Source organism: Alteromonas sp. MTD1, assembly GCF_042848195.1.
In the GTDB taxonomy this organism is placed as follows: Bacteria; Pseudomonadota; Gammaproteobacteria; order Enterobacterales; family Alteromonadaceae; genus Alteromonas.
The window spans coordinates 94,871-112,765 of the sequence record NZ_BTGG01000009.1 but is presented as its reverse complement, the minus strand read 5'-3'; the positions used below and the strand labels follow the sequence as shown (position 1 = coordinate 112,765).

Genomic DNA, 17,895 nt, shown 5'->3' with positions numbered 1-17,895 from the left:
TTGTATTTCTTTTTGATGCCGAGGAAATTAGAAAAAACGACGAAGTTTAATCGACGCATCTTGCTTTTTAATTGTCTGCCTTACGTATACAAAGCACTGTAAAAGAACCACTATGGTTACTACGCTTTCCATGATTACGCCCTATGTTATGATTTTTAACTGTGTTGGCGGTGCCTCCGCACCTAGGTCTGTCTATAGATAGCAATAGGGATGCCTATTTTACTTTTGCATTTAAAAACAATTGCTTAAGCTTCTTGGTCGTGGTTTTTGTTTGTGAGTTTAGTAGTGGTTCGTGAAAAACTGTCTGTAGGCTTAGAAACTTTTACATAACGTTTTTTAGCTTGATAGAAAATGTTCCTTTTTGCAAAGAAAGGTGGTCGCCTGACTACCTTGAACTTTGATACACTTCGCAGCATGCAACACTTCCAATAGAAGCAACGCCACAACTGCTTATTAAACGAGATAAAAACAAACATGGTAGAAATTCGTCATTACAATAAATCAACGATACAGCAAGTAGATGTGCTAAGCGGTATATCACCGACATTACTAAAGCGCGTTTTCGTTGGGTGGTTAGTGTTTGCCTTAATCGTTGAAATTATCGTTTTTACAGCGCCTCAGCTTAGTGAAACGTTTGTTAATGTAACTACCGCGTCGCTTATTTTGTTTACAGTACTATTGTGGTTTCAAAGTAGAATGGCTGAAGGGTGGCCGTCAATTATTCACGACAACGGAATGATTGGTGTTGTGGTAGAGCCCACATCGCGCGAGTTTTTGTGCGCCAGCGTCGATATTATTGAGTCCATTGAACCCACTATTGTGAAACCCAATAACAAAGCGGTTCGGGTAAACCTTATTCAATCGCAATTAACAGACAGTGATAAAGAACAGCTTGAAAAGGCGGTTTGGCCCAGAGAGTCACAACTTGTAGGGTTAAGTCATTTTACTGAACCCTCTGACGTATGCACTGAATTAGCTAGATTTCAGCGCTAATTGAGTGAACAGCGGGTAGTGATCTGACCCAATGTCGCCTAGTCTGGTGATTTGCACTAGTTCAAAATGGTCTGAATGAAATACATGGTCTAAGGGCCATTTTACTAGAGGGTAGTGGGCGTGAAAGGTGTTGAAAAAACCGCGCCCGATGCGTGGGTCTTTAAGTCCACTTATCTTTTTAAAATGACGTGTGGTAGGCGACCAAGCAACATCATTTAAATCGCCAGCAACAATGACAGGCCCGCACTCTTCATTTACCGCTTTGCCAACAATGTGTAGCTCTATATCTCTTGGTTTTGCGTAAGTGTTTTCGGTAGGGCTAGGTGGTTTGGGGTGCACAAACCATAGTGTTATTTGTTTTCCTTCAATTGTGGTTTTTATTTGAATAGATGGCACGTCGTTTTCTACTAGAAAATGCAGCGTTGCACTGGTCAACTTATGCTTACTATACACATGCATGCCGTATAAATTATCAAGCGGACATGCCTTGCAGTAGGGATATTTACCCTCAAGCGGCTTTAGTCCGTTTTCCCACTTTTCGTTCGACTCTAAAGTAACCAAGAAGTCGGGAGAGGTGTCTTGTACGTGTGAGATCAATTTATCGAAGTCGTCATTTGGCATATATACGTTGCTAGATAGAATGCTTAGTGTTGAGTGGGCATTTTCTCTTGGTATTTGCTTTACCTCTTTTTTATAGAGAGGTGTGTAGGGCGCTATCCACATGCACTGATATATAAAGGACATGACTAAAGTACATGCAAGCAGCAAAGATACAGAAGACAACTCAGCAAATAGAGTGTGTGCAAGGTAACCGCAAAGCGTTGCTAGCATCAATGCCGTTATTTGCAGCCTGGGGAATTCCCACATACGCACCAACCAATGGGATGAGGGAAGGTGTGGGGCGAGAGTTAGTAAAGTAAGTACAATTGATGTTACGTTTAGCACAATTTCCATATTGCCAACTCCTTTCTTTTCACTTGCTTGTAAGCCAAAAGCACTTCGTTAAACAAGAATAGCATTACGCACAGCTTTTGATTAAACCCTGCTTCTTAAAGTGAAAAAACACTTGTTCCACTTCTATTGAGTGCTTTTCTACGCTTTGCAACCGTTAAAGTTCAGCGATGTGAAGTGCGGCAAAGTCACTATTTAAAGACGCAACGTGTTTTTTCTCAGTATTATTTCACTTCTCTTTAAGTCCAACATTTCTGTCGTTCAAGGTTTTCTTCATTGCATACATTCCTACGTACTGGTTCAAGGAAATTGTGCTGGGTAAAAAATTCTCAAAACAACGCAAAAGTTTCAAATGATTAAATATGAAATAAGTGTGGGTTTGTTGTTAGTTTCTTTTAAATCAGTGAGTTATGAGTGTGGCAGGCTTCTGGCATGAGTTACATCGAAGTTTCGACAAAGGAGAAATGTTATGAAACGTACACTACTTTCAATGATTGTTGCTACATCTTTAACTACTGCAGCTTATGCAGGTGATATGAACACAGACAACAAGTGGGAGAAAGGTGCCAAAGACGCATGGATTGATGGCAAAGCAGAAGCTACGCTGTTGTTCAATGGTAACCTAGATTCGTTCGATATTAATACTGACGTAGATAACGGTAACGTTATTCTAACGGGTAAAGTTGAAAACTCGGTAGACAAAAAGTTGGCTGAAGAGCTGGTGGCAAATATTGATGGCGTGAAGTCGGTAGATAACAAGCTGACCATCGTCGAGAAGCGTAAAGACATGTCTGAAGATTCAATGTCAGATGACATGAAAACAGCCTACGATAAAAGTACTAGTGAGCTGACTGACGCAAAAATCGCGACAGTAATTAAAACACGCCTGCTCATGGATACGGACATTTCAGGTTTTGACATCGACGTAGATGTTGAAGCGGGCAATGTAACACTGACCGGTGATGTTGATTCTGACGCTGAGCGCGACCTTGTAATTGCTATTGCAAAAGGTGCATCTGACGTGAAATACGTAGAAGATAACCTACGCGTAGTAACGGAAACAGCGATGAATTAAGCAAAAGCAATATTCACCTTCTAAGGGGCTTCGGCCCCTTTTTCCCTCATTTAATTATCAGCTTCGTTCAAGGATAGAGAAATGACTTTTCTACGCTGGATATACTCAGGTTTAGTCGTGTCGATTTTGCTTGTAATCGTAGGTATTTTCGGTAACGGCATGTTCTCAGTAGGTCAGGTAAGCGCAGAAGATAAAGCGCATTCCTACAGCCAAGCCATAAAAGGCTTTGAGCAAAGATATTCATTGGCTAAATTCGACCTAAAAAGAAAGTCTCACCTTTTACGTAAAATGCGATTGGAACACTTTAGTGCACAGGCAAAACAAGCTGATATTCGAGGTTGGGAAAGCAAACGCGAACGCTTTTTAGAACGTGCTGATAATGTATTAAGACATCACTTGTCGCAATATGCATATGAAGACAACAGCGCATTGCAAGCGACACGCGCTGCTAATTCAGAAAGCTTAGCGACCCAAACAGCGAACACAGAAGCAAGAAGTGCAGTTAATCCTGTTATCACGGCTGATTAGATACAAAAAAGCGAAGTAATGGGTAACAACCCAAAACTTCGCTTTATGCTTTTAGTGTGTTGAAAAACTATTCAGCTTATTCAACATCAACAATTTTAAGCGTATTAGTTGCGCCTACTTTTTCCATTTCATCGCCATACGTCAGTATTATGCTGTCGCCGCTTTTAACTAGGCCCTTTTCTTTCAACGATGCAATGACATCGTATTTCAAGCGGCCAGGTTCACTTTGCGAAGAGTCGAAGTACACTGGTTTTACACCACGGCAAAGCGCCATTGTATTTAGCGTAGACTCATGACGCGACATCGCGATAATTGGTAGCGACGTAGTTATACGCGACATCAATGTTGGTGTGCTGCCACTTTCTGTAAGGCCAACAATTGCTTTAACACTTGGTAAGTGATTCGCTGCATAAACAGCAGATAGCGCAATAGACTCACTGGTAGATGAAAACTTCTCATCCATACGATGTTTAGATATTTTCACACTTGGGTGAGTTTCGGCACCTTCACAAACACGCGCCATAGCAGCAACGGTTTCAATGGGGTAGTTACCCGCAGCTGTTTCTGCTGAAAGCATAACGGCGTCAGTGCCATCAAGTACCGCGTTCGCAACATCCATTACTTCAGCACGGGTAGGCATTGGGCTGTCGATCATCGACTCCATCATTTGTGTTGCAGTAATAACTACTTTGTTTAATTGGCGCGAACGGGCAATAAGTTTCTTTTGAACACCCACAAGCTCAGCATCACCAATTTCCACGCCTAAGTCACCACGCGCCACCATCACTGCGTCAGACGCTTTAATGATATCAGTCATGGCTTCATCAGATGCTACCGTTTCTGCACGCTCAACCTTGGCACAGATTTTTGCATAGCAACCTGCCGCTTGCGCTAGTTCTCGAGCATATTCTAAATCTGCACCACTGCGCGGGAACGAAACCGCAAGGTAGTCAACGCCAATTTTTGCCGCTGTCTTAATGTCTTCTTTATCTTTGTCTGTTAGCGCGTCTGCTGACAAGCCGCCACCTTGACGGTTAATGCCTTTGTTGTTTGAAAGTTTACCGCCAACGGTAACTTCAGTAATAACTTTACGGCCTTCAACGCCAGTTACTTTTAACTGAATACGGCCATCATCAAGCAACAAAATGTCTCCAGCAGACACATCGTCTGGTAGCGCTTTATAGTCTATACCTACGCGGTCGATGGTACCTTCGTCACGGCCTAGTTCAGCGTCTAGAACGAATGTAGCACCAATCTCTAACTTAACAGAACCTTCTGCAAAGCGGGCAACACGGATCTTAGGGCCTTGAAGGTCGCCAAGAATAGCTACGTACTTACCTAAGTTCTTCGCTGCTTGACGCACACGTTTTGCACGTTCGATGTGGTCTTCAGCTTGTCCGTGAGAAAAATTCATGCGCACCGTGTTTGCACCAGCGGCAATAAGCGCTTGAATTTTTTCTAGTGAATCGGTGGCTGGACCTAAGGTGGCAAGAATTTTCGTTCTTCTAATCATGGGATTCCGTCGCTGTTTTGTAGTTAGCAATAACAAAAGGAGATAGGTTGCAGTGATTGACGCTGCTGCCTGTAATCGCTTTACGTAATTTTATTACAGAATAGTAGTTGAATTTGACAAAAATGTGAATGAAAGAAAGAAATTCTCCCAACTGGCTTGACCAGTTGGGTAAGGAATTCTGTACGTTCTGTATAATATAGCACCTTATTGAGCAGGTTTTCTTCTTCACGGTGCGCGCAGCAAAATAAAAGTGAGGAGGGCGAATGACATTACAGATGAACGAATATTACAAAAAAGGGCAGATATCGAAGTATATGCCCTTTTCGTTTATTAAAGCTTTTCTATTAAATCGTGATGATTATTCGTTACGTTTTTCGTAACGCGAGCCACGTAGGGTGTCTTTTACGCGCTTCAAGTTTTCTCTAAACTTATTACCGCGGCGAAGTGTGAAGCCCGTTGCCAAAACGTCGATAAGCGTTAGCTGTGCAATACGCGATGCCATTGGCATGTACATGTCGGTGTCTTCAGGCACTTCTAGCGACAGCACATAGCTGCATTCTTGCGCTAATGGACTATCAGCAGAAGTAATACCAACTACTGTTGCATCATTCATGCGCGCAATTTGTGCTATCTCTACAAGGCTTTTCGTGCGGCCTGTATGGCTAATTAATACCACCACGTCACCGTCAGAACAGTTCATGCAGCTCATTCGCTGCATCAAAATGTCTTCAAAGTACACAACAGGTACGTTGAAGCGGAAAAACTTATTCAGCGCATCGTGGGCAACCGATGCTGAAGCACCAAGACCAAAGAATGAAATCTTTTGCGCTTGGGTCAGTAGGTCGACTACGCGATTTACTACATTCACATCAACCGACTGCCTTGCTACTTCCAAAGACGCCATGGTCGATTCAAATATCTTATTGGTGTATTCGTCGGGGCTGTCATTTTCATCAACGTGACGGTTAACGTATGGCGTACCGTTAGCAAGGCTTTGTGCCAGGTGCAGTTTAAAGTCTGGAAAACCTTTAGTATCTAAACGTCTGCAAAAGCGGTTAACTGTGGGCTCGCTGACATCCGACATTTTAGCGAGGGTTGCTATACTCGAATGAATGGCAGTTTGTGGGTTTGCAAGAATAACCTCAGCCACTTTCTTTTCAGACTTACTGAATGCAGCTTTACTTTGTGTAATTTTTTCTAAAATGTTCATACGGATATAGCAAATATTCGGCATATGTTGTTGTAAGGTACATTGGTTATAGTACCCAATGTGACGGCAGTGACAAGAAAAATGTAATTTTTTGACATTTTTTATTGCTGTGGCCAATGTAAATCAGGGTAAACTGAAGGAAAATAGAAAGAATCGAATCCTGTAGTTGGTTCAAGTTGTAATTTTACTACATTTGGTGTTAACTATACGGTAAAAATAGTCGAGGGTGTTGTAAATAACTGTACAATACACCGCGCATACATACATTTAAAAGGTCGACGAATATGGTATTGGATAATTCCTACGAGCCCTGTGATTTTGTACTCTTCGGTACGCTGGGCGATCTTTCACGACGCAAGTTATTGCCTTCATTATACCAGCTTGAAAAAGCCAACCTAATGCATCCAGACACCACCATAGTGGGTGTTGCTCGCCAAGACATGTCTTTAGAAGACTATATTGAAGAAGTGCATACCAACCTTGTTAAGTTTGGTGAAAAAGAGCTGTGTAATGAAACGTGGGAGCGCATGAAAGCGCGTCTGCATTACGCATGTGTGGATATGAAAGACGTAGAGAGCTACTGCGTACTAGATGATCACGTTGATCCTGACCGTACCATGGTGTGCTACCTTGCAACGCCGCCAGCTATTTATGGTGACATTTGTCGCGGTCTACACAGCTGTAAAATCATCGACTCAAGCGTACGTGTAGTATTGGAAAAGCCAATTGGTCACGACTTAGCATCGTCAAAAGTTATCAACGAACAAGTTGCAGAATACTTTTACGAAAAACAAATTTATCGTATTGACCACTATCTAGGTAAAGAAACCGTACTTAATCTAGTGTCGCTTCGTTTTGCAAACTCTATCTTCGCAACAAACTGGGACCATAACTGTATCGACCACGTGCAAATCTCAGTTGCTGAGTCGGTAGGTATTGAAGGTCGTTGGGGTTACTTTGATGACGCAGGTCAAATGCGTGACATGGTACAAAACCACTTACTTCAAATTCTAAGCCTTGTTGCCATGGAGCCGCCTACAACGCTGGACGCAGACAGCATCCGTGATGAAAAGCTAAAAGTTCTAAAAGCGCTTCGCCCAATTAACTCGTTTAACGTTAATGATGTAACCGTTCGTGGCCAGTACACGTCGGGCTTTGTTAAAGGTGAAGAAGTGCCGGGCTACCTAGAAGAAGAGGGCGCCAACACACAAAGTAAAACCGAAACTTTTATCGCTATTAAAGCGGAAATTGATAACTGGCGTTGGGCGGGTGTGCCGTTTTACCTTCGCACTGGTAAGCGTATGCCTACCAAGGTGAGTGAAGTTGTTATTTACTTTAAGCGTCAACCGCACAACCTGTTTGGCGACAGCTTTAAGAACTTGCCACCTAACAAGCTAGTTATCCGTCTTCAGCCAGATGAAGGCGTTGAAATTACCGTAATGAACAAGGTTCCAGGCCTAACAAGCTCAGGCTCTATGGATCTTCAAAAATCAAAGCTTAACTTAAGCTTCTCTGAGGCGTTTGCTGACGAGCGTATTCCTGATGCCTACGAAAAGCTGCTTCTTGAAGTTATGTTGGGTAATCAGGCGCTATTTGTACGCCGCGATGAAATTGAACAAGCATGGACATGGGTTGATTCAATTCTTGAAGCTTGGAAACAGTCGAGCGAGCCACCAGAGCCATATCAGGCGGGCACGTGGGGCCCTGTAGACTCAATTGGATTGCTTGCGCGTGAAAACCGCAGCTGGTACGAAAGCAAAATAGCGAAGAAGAAATAAGATGGCGTTAACAACACTTTCATTCGAAACTCCTGACGCGCTAACCAATGCATTTGCTGAAGACTTAGTTAGCATTCTTAAAACAGGCATTAAAACCCGCGGGCGCGCGTCGCTAGTGGTTAGTGGTGGTCGAACGCCGTTGGCATTGTTTAAACAACTTAGCGAAACAGAGCTAGAGTGGGATAAAGTTGATATCACTCTAGCCGACGAGCGCTGGGTTGATGAAGGCCACGAAGCTAGTAACACTAGCTTGGTAAAAAACAATTTAATTCAAAATAAAGCCGCAGCAGCTCGTTTTATTGAACTAAAAAGCGAGCCACAAGACGCAAAAGACGGTGTAGCAACAGCAGAAAGTAATCTTGCTGAAATGTCGCAACCGTTTGATGCGTTAATTCTAGGCATGGGTGAAGACGGCCATACAGCGTCGTTGTTCCCATGTTCTGAACAAGTGCTAGACGGCTTAGATATGAACAGCGGCAATACCTGCATTGCGGTTCAACCTACAACAGCACCTCACCAACGTATTTCATTAACGCTACCTGCGTTGCTAAATAGCAGAAATATTTTTTTGCACCTAACGGGCGAAAAGAAGAAGCATGTATTGCTTGATGCTATTGAAAATGCCACCGAAGCGCAAAAGCCCATCACAGCCGTAGTTAACAGAGCTCCGGTTACCTTGATGTGGGCGCCATAGGAGACAAGAGAATGAATCCAAAAATTGCTGAAGTTACGCAACGAATTATCGAGCGTAGTAAAGAAACGCGCAAAGCGTACCTAGAAAAAATTGAAGAGGCACGACGTCAGGGCCCGCACCGTGGTGCTTTGTCGTGCGGTAACCTTGCACATGGTTTTGCGGCATGTGGCTCTAGCGAAAAAGCCGATCTTCGCTCAATGACCAAAGCTAACGTTGCTATTATTTCGTCGTACAACGACATGCTGTCTGCGCATCAGCCTTACGAAACGTATCCGGCTATTATCAAAGAAGCAGTGAAAGAAGTAGGCAGCGTGGCACAGTTCGCGGGCGGTGTACCTGCAATGTGTGATGGTGTTACTCAGGGCCAGTCTGGTATGGACTTAAGCTTGATGAGCCGCGATAACATTGCTCAAGGTGCAGCTATTGCGTTGTCTCACAACATGTTTGACAGTGCGCTAATGCTGGGTATCTGCGACAAAATTGTACCTGGGCTACTTATTGGTTCATTGACATTTGGCCACCTTCCAACAGTGTTTGTGCCAGCAGGTCCTATGCCATCGGGTCTTCCGAACAAAGAGAAAGCTCGCGTTCGTCAGCAGTATGCTGAAGGCAAGGTAGGCCGTGACGCGCTTTTAGAAGCTGAGTCTCAGTCTTATCACTCTGCGGGTACTTGTACGTTCTACGGTACGGCTAACTCTAACCAGTTAGTGGTTGAGATGATGGGGCTGCATCTTCCTGGCTCTTCGTTTGTAAATCCGGGCACGCCGCTTCGTGACGCTTTAACAAAAGCGGCGGCTGTTCAAGCTACTCGACTCACTGATCTTGGCGATAACTATACGCCAATTGGCCATATTGTTGATGCAAAAGCGATTGTAAATGGCCTAGTAGGACTATTAGCTACTGGTGGTTCAACAAACCACACCATGCACCTTATCGCGGTTGCGCGTGCAGCTGGTTACATCGTTAACTGGGATGACTTCTCAGATATCTCAAACGCTGTACCGCTACTTACACGTATTTATCCAAATGGCTCTGCTGATATCAACCACTTCGTTGCAGCAGGCGGTATGTCGCTGCTTATTCGTCAGCTTCTAGATGCTGGCCTATTGCACAACGACGTTAAAACCATTTGTGGCGAAGGTCTGGATTTCTACACCAAAGAGCCTGTGCTTATTGATGGTAACTTGGAATGGCGCGATGGCCCGACAGAGTCGCTTGATAAAGAAGTACTTGCTACAGTTGAAAACCCATTCAAGCCAGACGGTGGCCTTAGCGTACTAGACGGTAACCTAGGTCGCGGTGTTATTAAAACGTCTGCACTGCGTAACCCGCAATGCACACTTAAAGCGCCTGCCGTGGTGTTTGAAGATCAGTTCGAACTAGATGACGCGTTTAAATCTGGCAAGCTAGATAAAGACTGCATTGTAGTTGTGCGCTTCCAAGGCCCTTCTGCCATTGGTATGCCTGAACTACACCGCTTAACACCACCGCTAGGTGTACTACAAGATCGTGGCTTTAAAGTAGCCTTGGTAACCGATGGCCGTATGTCTGGTGCGTCGGGTAAAGTGCCAGCTGCAATCCATGTTACACCAGAAGCCTACAAAGGCGGTTTGCTTGCAAAAGTACACGACGGTGACCTAATTGAACTTAACACGGTTACTGGCGAGCTTACGTTACACGTTGACGAAGCAACCCTTGCTGAGCGTGAAGCGCAGCCTGCAAACTTGGCTAAACATCACGTTGGTATGGGCCGAGAAATGTTCGCAGGTGTGCGTGCAATGCTTACCGGCGCTGAAGAAGGTGCGTGTTCACTTTTTTACACGCAGGAGCAAGCATAATGAGCCAGAAGTTTGTGGCTGATGTTGGCGGTACAAATATACGTTTGGCTCGGGTAACCGAGTCGGGCGTTGCTGATATCAAAAAATACATGTGTAACGACTTCGCCAGTATCGACCTTGCTATTGCACAATACTTTTCTGATATGCCAGAGCATGTATTCACAGAAGGGTGCATTGCTATTGCATGCCCTGTGCTGGGCGATCAGGTTGAAATGACCAACCACAGCTGGGCGTTTTCACAAAATGCACTGCGCTCTCAATTGAAGCTAGATGCACTTTACGTAATTAACGACTTCACAGCGGTTGCACACTCTTTACCGGTACTGGGAAGCGACCAGGTTATTCCTATTGGTGAAGGTATTGCGAAAGAGAATGGCAACATTGCGGTATTTGGTCCGGGCACTGGCTTAGGTGTTGAGCACATCACAATGACATCGTCAGGCTGGCAAACGCTGGATGGCGAGGGCGGTCATGTTGATTTTGCACCAGTTGATGAAACTGACGTTATTGTGTGGCGACACCTTCACGCTATGTTCGGTAGAGCATCAGCTGAAGAAGTAATGTCGGGCCGCGGAATTTTAAACATCTACACAGCACTAGCAAAGCATGCTAATGAGCCAGTGGAGTTTACCGAGCCAGCACAAATTACCGACGCCGCGCTAGCGGGTTCATGCAAAATTGCAGAGGCAACACTTACGCAATTCTGTCGCATTATGGGTAGCTTTGCCGGCAACCTGGCACTGAATATGGCTACCACAGGCGGTATCTTTATTGGCGGCGGCATTGCAAACCGCTTCCCAGATTTCATTAAGAATAGCGACTTCAGAGCCCGCTTTGAAGCAAAAGGCCAAATGAAGCACTACGTAAAAGATATCCCCACCTATTTGATAGCAGAACCTGACCACGGTCTTCTTGGTGCAGCTGCTTATCTAAATCAAAATACAGCGAGCTAAACTATGACTACGAAATGGAAATATACGCCAGAGGAAATTTTTGCAGCGGGTCCAGTGGTACCTGTGCTGGTAATCAATGATGTTGAAAAAGCAGTGCCTCTAGCGAAAGCGCTCATGGAAGGTGGTATTAAAGTACTGGAAGTAACGCTACGTACGCCTGCGGCTATCGATGTTATCAAGCGCATTGCAGACGAAGTACCAGACTCACTTATTGGTGCTGGTACGGTAACTAACGCACAGCAGCTTAAAGCCGTTGTTGAAGCAGGCGCAAAATTTGCCATTAGCCCTGGTATGACAGCCGATCTGCTTAAAGCGGGTATGGATGCAGAAATTCCACTTATCCCTGGTATTTCATCTACATCTGACCTAATGAAAGGCAAAGACGCAGGCTATACGCACATGAAATTCTTCCCTGCAGAAGCGTCGGGCGGTGTTAAAGCCATTAAGTCTATTAGCGGTCCGTTCCCTGATGTAACGTTCTGCCCAACAGGCGGCATTGGCCCTAACAACTACAACGATTATTTAGCGCTTAACAACGTTAAATGCGTTGGTGGTTCGTGGTTAGCCCCAGATGATGCAATTGAGTCGGGCGACTGGGCACGCATCACGCAGCTGGCTAAAGAAGCGATTGCTGGTGTAAATAAATAAGGTTGACTCTGATTTGAGTTAAGTGAAAAGGGACGCCAGTGGCGTCCCTTTTTTGTTGTGAACCGCTGGGAAGTGCTAGAAGCGGACTGTGGAACTGTTTCAGTGAACGTAAATAGTAGGGAGCCTGCGTGTTTGTGTCCCAACGAGCGCTAGCAAGTGACCACAGTGTTTATGCATCATTCTCAAATAAGACCGACTGATCGATTGCTTCCTCAGTGCACTCTAAGTGGGCATCAACGTAAGGCCAGTGAACTCTTTTAGCATGAACGACAAATCCTTGCTTTTTTGTATAGTTAGAAAGCACGAAAGAGCCTGAGCACAATTCTGAAGCGCGCTTGACTAGTTTAACTCTCAAATCTTGATAAGACTCACTATTGCGACCATGAACACGAACTAAAAATTGATTAGCAGTTAATTTCTTGTCGACGTAACCATAAGCTCCATTAGAGGGCTCGCCATTTAGTGGCTTGTATGTACTGCATCCAGTTAATAAAAGTAAAACAAAAATTCCAAATAACTTTACCATCAACTCACCTTGATGCTGGTCTTACTCACTAAAAGTGGACTGTCATGTTAAGCGTAGGTCGCTTCGTAGTCATACGGTCTAACGTAGCCTATGTTTTACTGTCCCTGCGAACGTTTTAGGCGCTTTCTTATGCATTACCTTTTGCCTTTAATATAGCTACCCGATGTTCAGGTTTTAAAGGCAGTTTTTTAAAAGGGCTAATGTTTGAACCACCAGTATTTCCGATGGGCACTAGGCCTATTGCTGTCTTGGTTAAAGCGCCAACTATTCGTAGGATTTGCCCAAAGAACTCCTTAGTATTTCGGTTTCTGATTGACCACGCAAACATAAGAAAATGAACCTTAACATGCCAGTAAGTTGATTCCTGACCAAGTACATGAGCATTCTCTAGATGGTTGAAAGCTCTATCATTTTCACCTTTGGAGTTGGCAACCTCATAGAGTTGAATCTCATCCTTCACAACTGGAGCAATATTTTTAGTGAATTTTCTATTCATATATTCTATCTCTCCAAAATGCATAACTTTTCATTAACGGGCGCAGGCACGTAGGAGATAATGGCGAAGTGGTCCTGCGTGATAACGTCCCAGTGGGCTTTAGCCCTCGACTTTATTTTTTGTAAGCTAAAAAATGACTGTGGGAGTCTTTTTAACGTCCCACGGATTATTTAGTACGAAGCTGCTGATTCCGCTTTTTAAAACGTTTTTCGCTATCGCGGAACCACAACCTGTGTAAGCGTGTGACTTTCGCCAGGCTCAAGATGTTTTCCTTGAGTTAGGGAGGTCTCTACACAAATCATGTGTTTGTAACCGAAGGGGTCCATATCTGAAATTGATGCTGCGCTCAGCCACGGGTTCCACACCACTAGCGAATCGTTACCTTCAGAGTTAACGTCAGTAAAAGCACTATCCTCAACTCTAATTGTAGTGTTTTTAACAGCGCTAAGGTGAATGCGGTCTGTTTCACCAGAAATGGTATAGGGGGTAGGAGAAGGCTTGATTTGCCAGTCTTCAAGTTTGTCTTTGTAGTCTCCGTCAATGCCTTGAAGCTCAGTGTGATTGATATGGTCGACATGGAAATAGCTGTGAAGCGCGCAGTTATATTTGAACGGCACCGTACCCGTGTTCTCGGTAATAAGCGACATTGATAATGTGTCGCCAACGATAAGTTGCAACGTAACGTTGCAATCGTATTCGAAGCCTTGGGCGCGGGTAAAGCTAGGGCGTAGCGTAATGCTTGTGCCTTCTTCTGTATCTTGTGAATCCACTAGCTTCCACACCTGGGTGCGCAAAAAGCCGTGAGCGGGTAGGGCACCTTTCTCTTGTCCGTGGTCGTCACTAAACCATGGCCAGCATACAGGTACACCGCCTCGTATTGGGCGCTCTCCGTTTAAATACGCATGTGGGCTTACCCAAAGGCGTTCTTTTCCATCCGACTTAGGTACAAAAGACAGAACATGCCCACCAAACAAACTGACTTTCGCTGTCGCTTTGTTATTGTCTATCTCAAGAAAAGTAAGTCCATTAGACTCACTTAGCGAAATTGAATTAACGGGTGACATAAACCCTCCTTGGTGGGTGATAGCTTAAAAACAGTGACAGGGAAAAAGCGTGTTTGTCACCACCTTCATATGAATGTGCCGATGAAAATAAAAAAGGTGCAAACACAATGTTTGCACCTTTTCAGATTAACTCAAATAGATGACAAATAAACTAAATATTTGTTATGAATGCCGTTTATTTAGAAATGTGAGCAACCAAGTCTAGTACTTTGTTTGAGTAGCCCCACTCGTTGTCATACCAAGATACTACTTTTACAAACGTATCAGTTAGTGCAATACCGGCTGTGGCGTCAAACACAGATGTGCGCGCGTCACCTACGAAGTCATTAGATACCACAGCATCTTCTGTGTAGCCCATAATACCTTTAAGCTCGCCTTCAGAGGCTTCTTTCATTGCTGCACAGATAGCGTCGTAGCTAGTAGGCGTTGCAAGGTTAACGGTTAAGTCTACAACCGACACATTTGGTGTAGGTACGCGGAACGCCATACCAGTAAGCTTACCGTTAAGTGCTGGGATAACTTTACCAACGGCTTTCGCTGCACCTGTAGAAGATGGAATGATGTTTTGGCCTGCGCCACGACCACCGCGCCAGTCTTTCATAGATGGGCCATCTACTGTCTTCTGAGTAGCAGTAGTAGCGTGTACGGTAGTCATTAGACCGTCAACAATGCCGAATTTATCGTGAAGCACTTTCGCTAAAGGTGCAAGACAGTTTGTTGTACAAGAGGCGTTAGAAACAATGGTTTCACCTGCGTAGCTGTCTTGGTTAACGCCCATAACAAACATTGGCGTGTCGTCTTTAGATGGCGCAGACATTACCACTTTCTTAGCGCCCGCTTCAATGTGCTTTGCTGCTGTTTCTTTAGTTAGGAAAAGACCCGTAGATTCAACCACTACATCTACGTCAACTTCGTTCCACTTAAGTGCAGCTGGATCGCGCTCTGACGTGATACGGATAGTTTTGCCATTAACAATTAGTGAATTATTGTCTACAGTTACTTCACCGTCGAACAAACCGTGGGTAGAGTCGTACTTTAATAGATAAGCAATGTAGTCTGTGTCCAGCAAGTCGTTAATAGCCACTACTTCGATGTCTTGACGCTCTGCTGCAGCGCGCATTACCAGACGTCCAATACGGCCAAAACCGTTGATACCGATGCGAATTGTCATAACGTACCCCGATAAATTTTAATAAAATATGAAAATAAATTACGTAAAGTATGGATCAAAATGCCATAATTAGCAAAATAAAAAGCTAAAGTGTTGCAAAATTACGAACAATGGCTTTTGCAATCGTATTCAGATATCGCCCGAGCGCGGTTTCTAGAATAATGTTAAAAAATTGTTTTATACGTATGTGCTTTAGTTTGCTCTTAAGCACGATAGCGTTACTCTATCGAACAACAGGAATTACACACCATGACACAACAACTTCTGCAACAATTGGTTGAAATGCGGGGAATAGAAACCCAGTACGTAGACGCATGGGGAAATCCAGCAACCATCGCAGAATCGAGCAAGACTAAGTTGTTAAATGCACTTGGCTATGACACCAGCAGTGACGAAAAAATTCAGTCACAAATTGCACAAGATGTTCAATCTGTTTGGTTGTCTCCGTTGAACCCTGTTCAAGTTGTGCGCCGTGGTGAAGACATTAGGTTATCGGTACGTTTACCTATAGAGTTAGTAAACGATGAGCACGTACTTACCGTTACCCTGGAAAGCGGTGAGGTGCTTACTCACGCGTTCACGCCTGTGGATGAAAGCATGACTACAATGGCGCATATCGACGACGTTGAATTCCATGAATACGTGGTTGCGCTGCCTTTAGATTTACCGCTTGGCTATCACGATGTGGCGCTATCAGCAGACGGCGACCAAATTGCCACGTCACGTATTATTATGGCACCACAGGCTTGCTTTACTCCTGATCCTATTAAACAAGGGAAGAAAATTTGGGGTTTAAGCGTTCAGCTTTATTGTGTACGCAGCGAAAATAACTGGGGCATAGGTGACTTCTCTGACCTTTCGATGCTTATTGAAAAGTCTGCAAGCGTAGGTGCTGACTTTATAGGTCTAAACCCAATTCATGCCCTTTATCCGGCTAACCCTAATGCGTGCTCTCCATATGGCCCAAGCTCACGCCGCTGGTTGAACTATTTGTATATCGACGTAACGGCAGTAGAAGGCTACGACGATGCGTCAGTACAAGCGTTAGTAACGAGCGACGACTTCAACAAAACGTTAACGCATGCGCGTAACGTAGAACACGTAGATTATGAGGCGGTTGCACATCTTAAACTTGCTGCGCTTCGTGCGGTATTTGATGTTTACGACGCAAAATACTTACGTAAGAGCACTAAACAGAACAAGACCTTTAAAGCGTTTGTTGAAGCTGGTGGTGAAAGTCTTGATATGTTAGCGGTTTACGATGCACTTCAGTCATCGCTTAAAGCGCAAGGAAAGGAAAGCTGGGGCTGGCCTGTATTCCCTGAAGAGTTTAAAGATTATCACAATCCTGCAGTGGCTAAGTTCAAGAAAGCGAACGAGCAAGACGTTAAGTTCTACCTATTCTTACAGTGGATTGCGGCGCAGCAACTAGAACAAGCGAGCAATAAGGCTACTGAAGCTGGCATGACTATTGGCTTGTATCGCGACCTAGCGGTAGGTGTAAGCGAGGGAAGTGCAGAGATTTGGGGTAATAAAGACCTTTACTGTACCGACGCCAGCGTTGGTGCTCCGCCAGATATCTTAGGCCCATTAGGCCAAAACTGGGGTCTTCCGCCAATGGACCCACGTAAGCTTTACGAACAAGCTTATCAACCAATTATCGACCTATTCGCTTCTAACATGGCGTCTTCAGGTTCACTTCGAATCGACCACGTTATGGCACTTCTGCGTTTGTGGTGGGTAGTAAAAGGCGACGATGCAAAAGAAGGTGGATACATTTATTACCCTGTAGATGACCTTCTAGGTATTTTGGCATTAGAGAGCCACAGAAACCAAAGCTTAGTTATTGGTGAAGACCTTGGTACAGTACCAGAGGAAATTCGCAGTAAGCTTGCTGAGAACGGCGTTTATTCATACCGCGTGTTCTTCTTTGAGCAAGCGGAAGATGGCGGTTTCTTCTCTCCTAGTCACTACCCAGTGCAGTCGATGTCAACGTTGACTACCCACGACATGCCAACCCTAATTGGTTACTGGCACTGCCTTGATCTTGAACTTGGTAAAGATATTGGTCTTTATCCAACACAAGAAATTTTGGATACGCTTTACACCGACCGTCACGACAACAAACAGTCTATTTTGGATACGCTTCACGGTCACGGCTCTGTAGGTGATAACGTAGGTCGCGATGTGAACTATGTTGGCATGAACCAAGACCTAAACTACGGCATGCAGGTGCACATGGCAGGCGGTTCAAGCGCGTTACTTAGCCTACAGCTGGAAGACTGGCTGCAAATGGATAAGCCAGTAAACATTCCAGGTACGTTTGACGAGTATCCAAACTGGCGCAGAAAGCTAACGCAAAACATTGAGACAATGTTTGAAAATGCACAGATTAATGAGTTAGCCGCTAAACTTACACACGCAAGAAAGCAAGCGAGCAACAAGTAATAGCCTAAA

Annotated in this window: 16 protein-coding genes; 9 read left to right on the top strand and 7 right to left on the bottom strand. The window is 44.5% G+C overall.

Annotation, left to right across the window (positions count from 1 at the left end; genetic code table 11):
* Positions 1-474 precede the first annotated feature (474 nt).
* Positions 475-993: a hypothetical protein gene (locus tag ACGHAV_RS13360; protein ID WP_390381552.1), complete on the top strand. Its 519-nt coding sequence runs from the start codon at positions 475-477 to the stop codon at positions 991-993.
* On the opposite strand, the gene ACGHAV_RS13355 is transcribed toward ACGHAV_RS13360, so the two are convergent.
* Positions 973-1,947, bottom strand: coding sequence for an endonuclease/exonuclease/phosphatase family protein (locus ACGHAV_RS13355; protein ID WP_390381549.1), 975 nt, complete (start codon positions 1,945-1,947; stop codon positions 973-975). The two genes, ACGHAV_RS13360 and ACGHAV_RS13355, sit on opposite strands and share 21 nt — an antisense overlap.
* A 466-nt stretch (positions 1,948-2,413) precedes the next feature.
* Between ACGHAV_RS13355 and ACGHAV_RS13350 the strand changes: the two genes are divergently transcribed.
* A complete protein-coding gene (locus ACGHAV_RS13350; RefSeq protein WP_390381546.1) occupies positions 2,414-3,019 on the top strand; it encodes a BON domain-containing protein in 606 nt (201 codons plus the stop codon).
* A gap of 81 nt (positions 3,020-3,100) precedes the next feature.
* Positions 3,101-3,547 (top strand): hypothetical protein, encoded by a 447-nt coding sequence (locus ACGHAV_RS13345; RefSeq protein ID WP_390381543.1) that lies wholly within the window; start codon positions 3,101-3,103, stop codon positions 3,545-3,547.
* 76 nt (positions 3,548-3,623) lie between these two features.
* Here ACGHAV_RS13345 and pyk read toward each other — a convergent pair whose 3' ends face one another.
* Together pyk and ACGHAV_RS13335 are read right to left on the bottom strand one after the other, a co-directional pair.
* Positions 3,624-5,060 (bottom strand): pyruvate kinase, encoded by a 1,437-nt coding sequence (gene pyk, locus ACGHAV_RS13340; RefSeq protein ID WP_390381540.1) that lies wholly within the window; start codon positions 5,058-5,060, stop codon positions 3,624-3,626.
* A 358-nt stretch (positions 5,061-5,418) separates the two neighbouring features.
* Positions 5,419-6,270 carry a MurR/RpiR family transcriptional regulator gene (locus tag ACGHAV_RS13335; RefSeq protein ID WP_334014909.1) on the bottom strand — a complete coding sequence of 284 codons (852 nt, stop codon included), beginning with the start codon at positions 6,268-6,270 and terminating at the stop codon, positions 5,419-5,421.
* Positions 6,271-6,554: 284 nt separating this feature from the next.
* Between ACGHAV_RS13335 and zwf the strand changes: the two genes are divergently transcribed.
* Genes zwf through ACGHAV_RS13310 form a run of 5 tightly spaced genes read left to right on the top strand, consistent with a single transcriptional unit; the run spans position 6,555 to position 12,181 of the window.
* Positions 6,555-8,048: a glucose-6-phosphate dehydrogenase gene (gene zwf, locus ACGHAV_RS13330; RefSeq protein WP_390381537.1), complete on the top strand. Its 1,494-nt coding sequence runs from the start codon at positions 6,555-6,557 to the stop codon at positions 8,046-8,048.
* A gap of 1 nt (position 8,049) precedes the next feature.
* Positions 8,050-8,742 (top strand): 6-phosphogluconolactonase, encoded by a 693-nt coding sequence (gene pgl / locus ACGHAV_RS13325; protein WP_390381534.1) that lies wholly within the window; start codon positions 8,050-8,052, stop codon positions 8,740-8,742.
* Positions 8,743-8,753: 11 nt separating this feature from the next.
* Positions 8,754-10,580, top strand: coding sequence for a phosphogluconate dehydratase (edd, locus tag ACGHAV_RS13320; RefSeq protein WP_390381531.1), 1,827 nt, complete (start codon positions 8,754-8,756; stop codon positions 10,578-10,580).
* Positions 10,580-11,533: a glucokinase gene (gene glk / locus ACGHAV_RS13315; RefSeq protein WP_334014913.1), complete on the top strand. Its 954-nt coding sequence runs from the start codon at positions 10,580-10,582 to the stop codon at positions 11,531-11,533. The genes edd and glk overlap by 1 nt, the downstream gene beginning before the upstream one ends.
* 3 nt (positions 11,534-11,536) lie before the next feature.
* A complete protein-coding gene (locus ACGHAV_RS13310; RefSeq protein ID WP_390381528.1) occupies positions 11,537-12,181 on the top strand; it encodes a bifunctional 4-hydroxy-2-oxoglutarate aldolase/2-dehydro-3-deoxy-phosphogluconate aldolase in 645 nt (214 codons plus the stop codon).
* Between the two features lie 169 nt (positions 12,182-12,350).
* On the opposite strand, the gene ACGHAV_RS13305 is transcribed toward ACGHAV_RS13310, so the two are convergent.
* From ACGHAV_RS13305 to gap, 4 genes are all read right to left on the bottom strand, one after another.
* Positions 12,351-12,707: a hypothetical protein gene (locus ACGHAV_RS13305; RefSeq protein WP_390381525.1), complete on the bottom strand. Its 357-nt coding sequence runs from the start codon at positions 12,705-12,707 to the stop codon at positions 12,351-12,353.
* Positions 12,708-12,834: 127 nt separating this feature from the next.
* Entirely contained in the window at positions 12,835-13,203 is a 369-nt protein-coding gene (locus ACGHAV_RS13300; protein ID WP_390381522.1) for a DUF3703 domain-containing protein, read from the bottom strand.
* A gap of 212 nt (positions 13,204-13,415) precedes the next feature.
* On the bottom strand, positions 13,416-14,267 hold the full coding sequence (locus ACGHAV_RS13295) for a D-hexose-6-phosphate mutarotase (RefSeq protein WP_390381519.1): 852 nt from the start codon (positions 14,265-14,267) through the stop codon (positions 13,416-13,418).
* A gap of 175 nt (positions 14,268-14,442) precedes the next feature.
* Positions 14,443-15,438: a type I glyceraldehyde-3-phosphate dehydrogenase gene (gene gap, locus ACGHAV_RS13290; protein WP_390381516.1), complete on the bottom strand. Its 996-nt coding sequence runs from the start codon at positions 15,436-15,438 to the stop codon at positions 14,443-14,445.
* A 249-nt stretch (positions 15,439-15,687) separates the two neighbouring features.
* Here gap and malQ point away from each other — a divergent pair, with 249 nt between their 5' ends.
* Positions 15,688-17,886 carry a 4-alpha-glucanotransferase gene (gene malQ, locus ACGHAV_RS13285; RefSeq protein WP_390381513.1) on the top strand — a complete coding sequence of 733 codons (2,199 nt, stop codon included), beginning with the start codon at positions 15,688-15,690 and terminating at the stop codon, positions 17,884-17,886.
* Positions 17,887-17,895 lie beyond the last annotated feature (9 nt).

Excerpts from the sequence above, each read along its gene's own strand:
- edd (WP_390381531.1), top strand. The coding sequence starts at position 8,754 with ATGAATCCAAAAATTGCTGAAGTTACGCAACGAATTATCGAGCGTAGT.
- glk (WP_334014913.1), top strand. The coding sequence starts at position 10,580 with ATGAGCCAGAAGTTTGTGGCTGATGTTGGCGGTACAAATATACGTTTG.
- ACGHAV_RS13300 (WP_390381522.1), bottom strand. The coding sequence starts at position 13,203 with ATGAATAGAAAATTCACTAAAAATATTGCTCCAGTTGTGAAGGATGAG.
- ACGHAV_RS13355 (WP_390381549.1), bottom strand. The coding sequence starts at position 1,947 with ATGGAAATTGTGCTAAACGTAACATCAATTGTACTTACTTTACTAACT.
- ACGHAV_RS13345 (WP_390381543.1), top strand. The coding sequence starts at position 3,101 with ATGACTTTTCTACGCTGGATATACTCAGGTTTAGTCGTGTCGATTTTG.
- ACGHAV_RS13310 (WP_390381528.1), top strand. The coding sequence starts at position 11,537 with ATGACTACGAAATGGAAATATACGCCAGAGGAAATTTTTGCAGCGGGT.
- pyk (WP_390381540.1), bottom strand. The coding sequence starts at position 5,060 with ATGATTAGAAGAACGAAAATTCTTGCCACCTTAGGTCCAGCCACCGAT.
- ACGHAV_RS13360 (WP_390381552.1), top strand. The coding sequence starts at position 475 with ATGGTAGAAATTCGTCATTACAATAAATCAACGATACAGCAAGTAGAT.
- ACGHAV_RS13295 (WP_390381519.1), bottom strand. The coding sequence starts at position 14,267 with ATGTCACCCGTTAATTCAATTTCGCTAAGTGAGTCTAATGGACTTACT.
- ACGHAV_RS13305 (WP_390381525.1), bottom strand. The coding sequence starts at position 12,707 with ATGGTAAAGTTATTTGGAATTTTTGTTTTACTTTTATTAACTGGATGC.
- malQ (WP_390381513.1), top strand. The coding sequence starts at position 15,688 with ATGACACAACAACTTCTGCAACAATTGGTTGAAATGCGGGGAATAGAA.
- ACGHAV_RS13335 (WP_334014909.1), bottom strand. The coding sequence starts at position 6,270 with ATGAACATTTTAGAAAAAATTACACAAAGTAAAGCTGCATTCAGTAAG.
- gap (WP_390381516.1), bottom strand. The coding sequence starts at position 15,438 with ATGACAATTCGCATCGGTATCAACGGTTTTGGCCGTATTGGACGTCTG.
- zwf (WP_390381537.1), top strand. The coding sequence starts at position 6,555 with ATGGTATTGGATAATTCCTACGAGCCCTGTGATTTTGTACTCTTCGGT.
- pgl (WP_390381534.1), top strand. The coding sequence starts at position 8,050 with ATGGCGTTAACAACACTTTCATTCGAAACTCCTGACGCGCTAACCAAT.
- ACGHAV_RS13350 (WP_390381546.1), top strand. The coding sequence starts at position 2,414 with ATGAAACGTACACTACTTTCAATGATTGTTGCTACATCTTTAACTACT.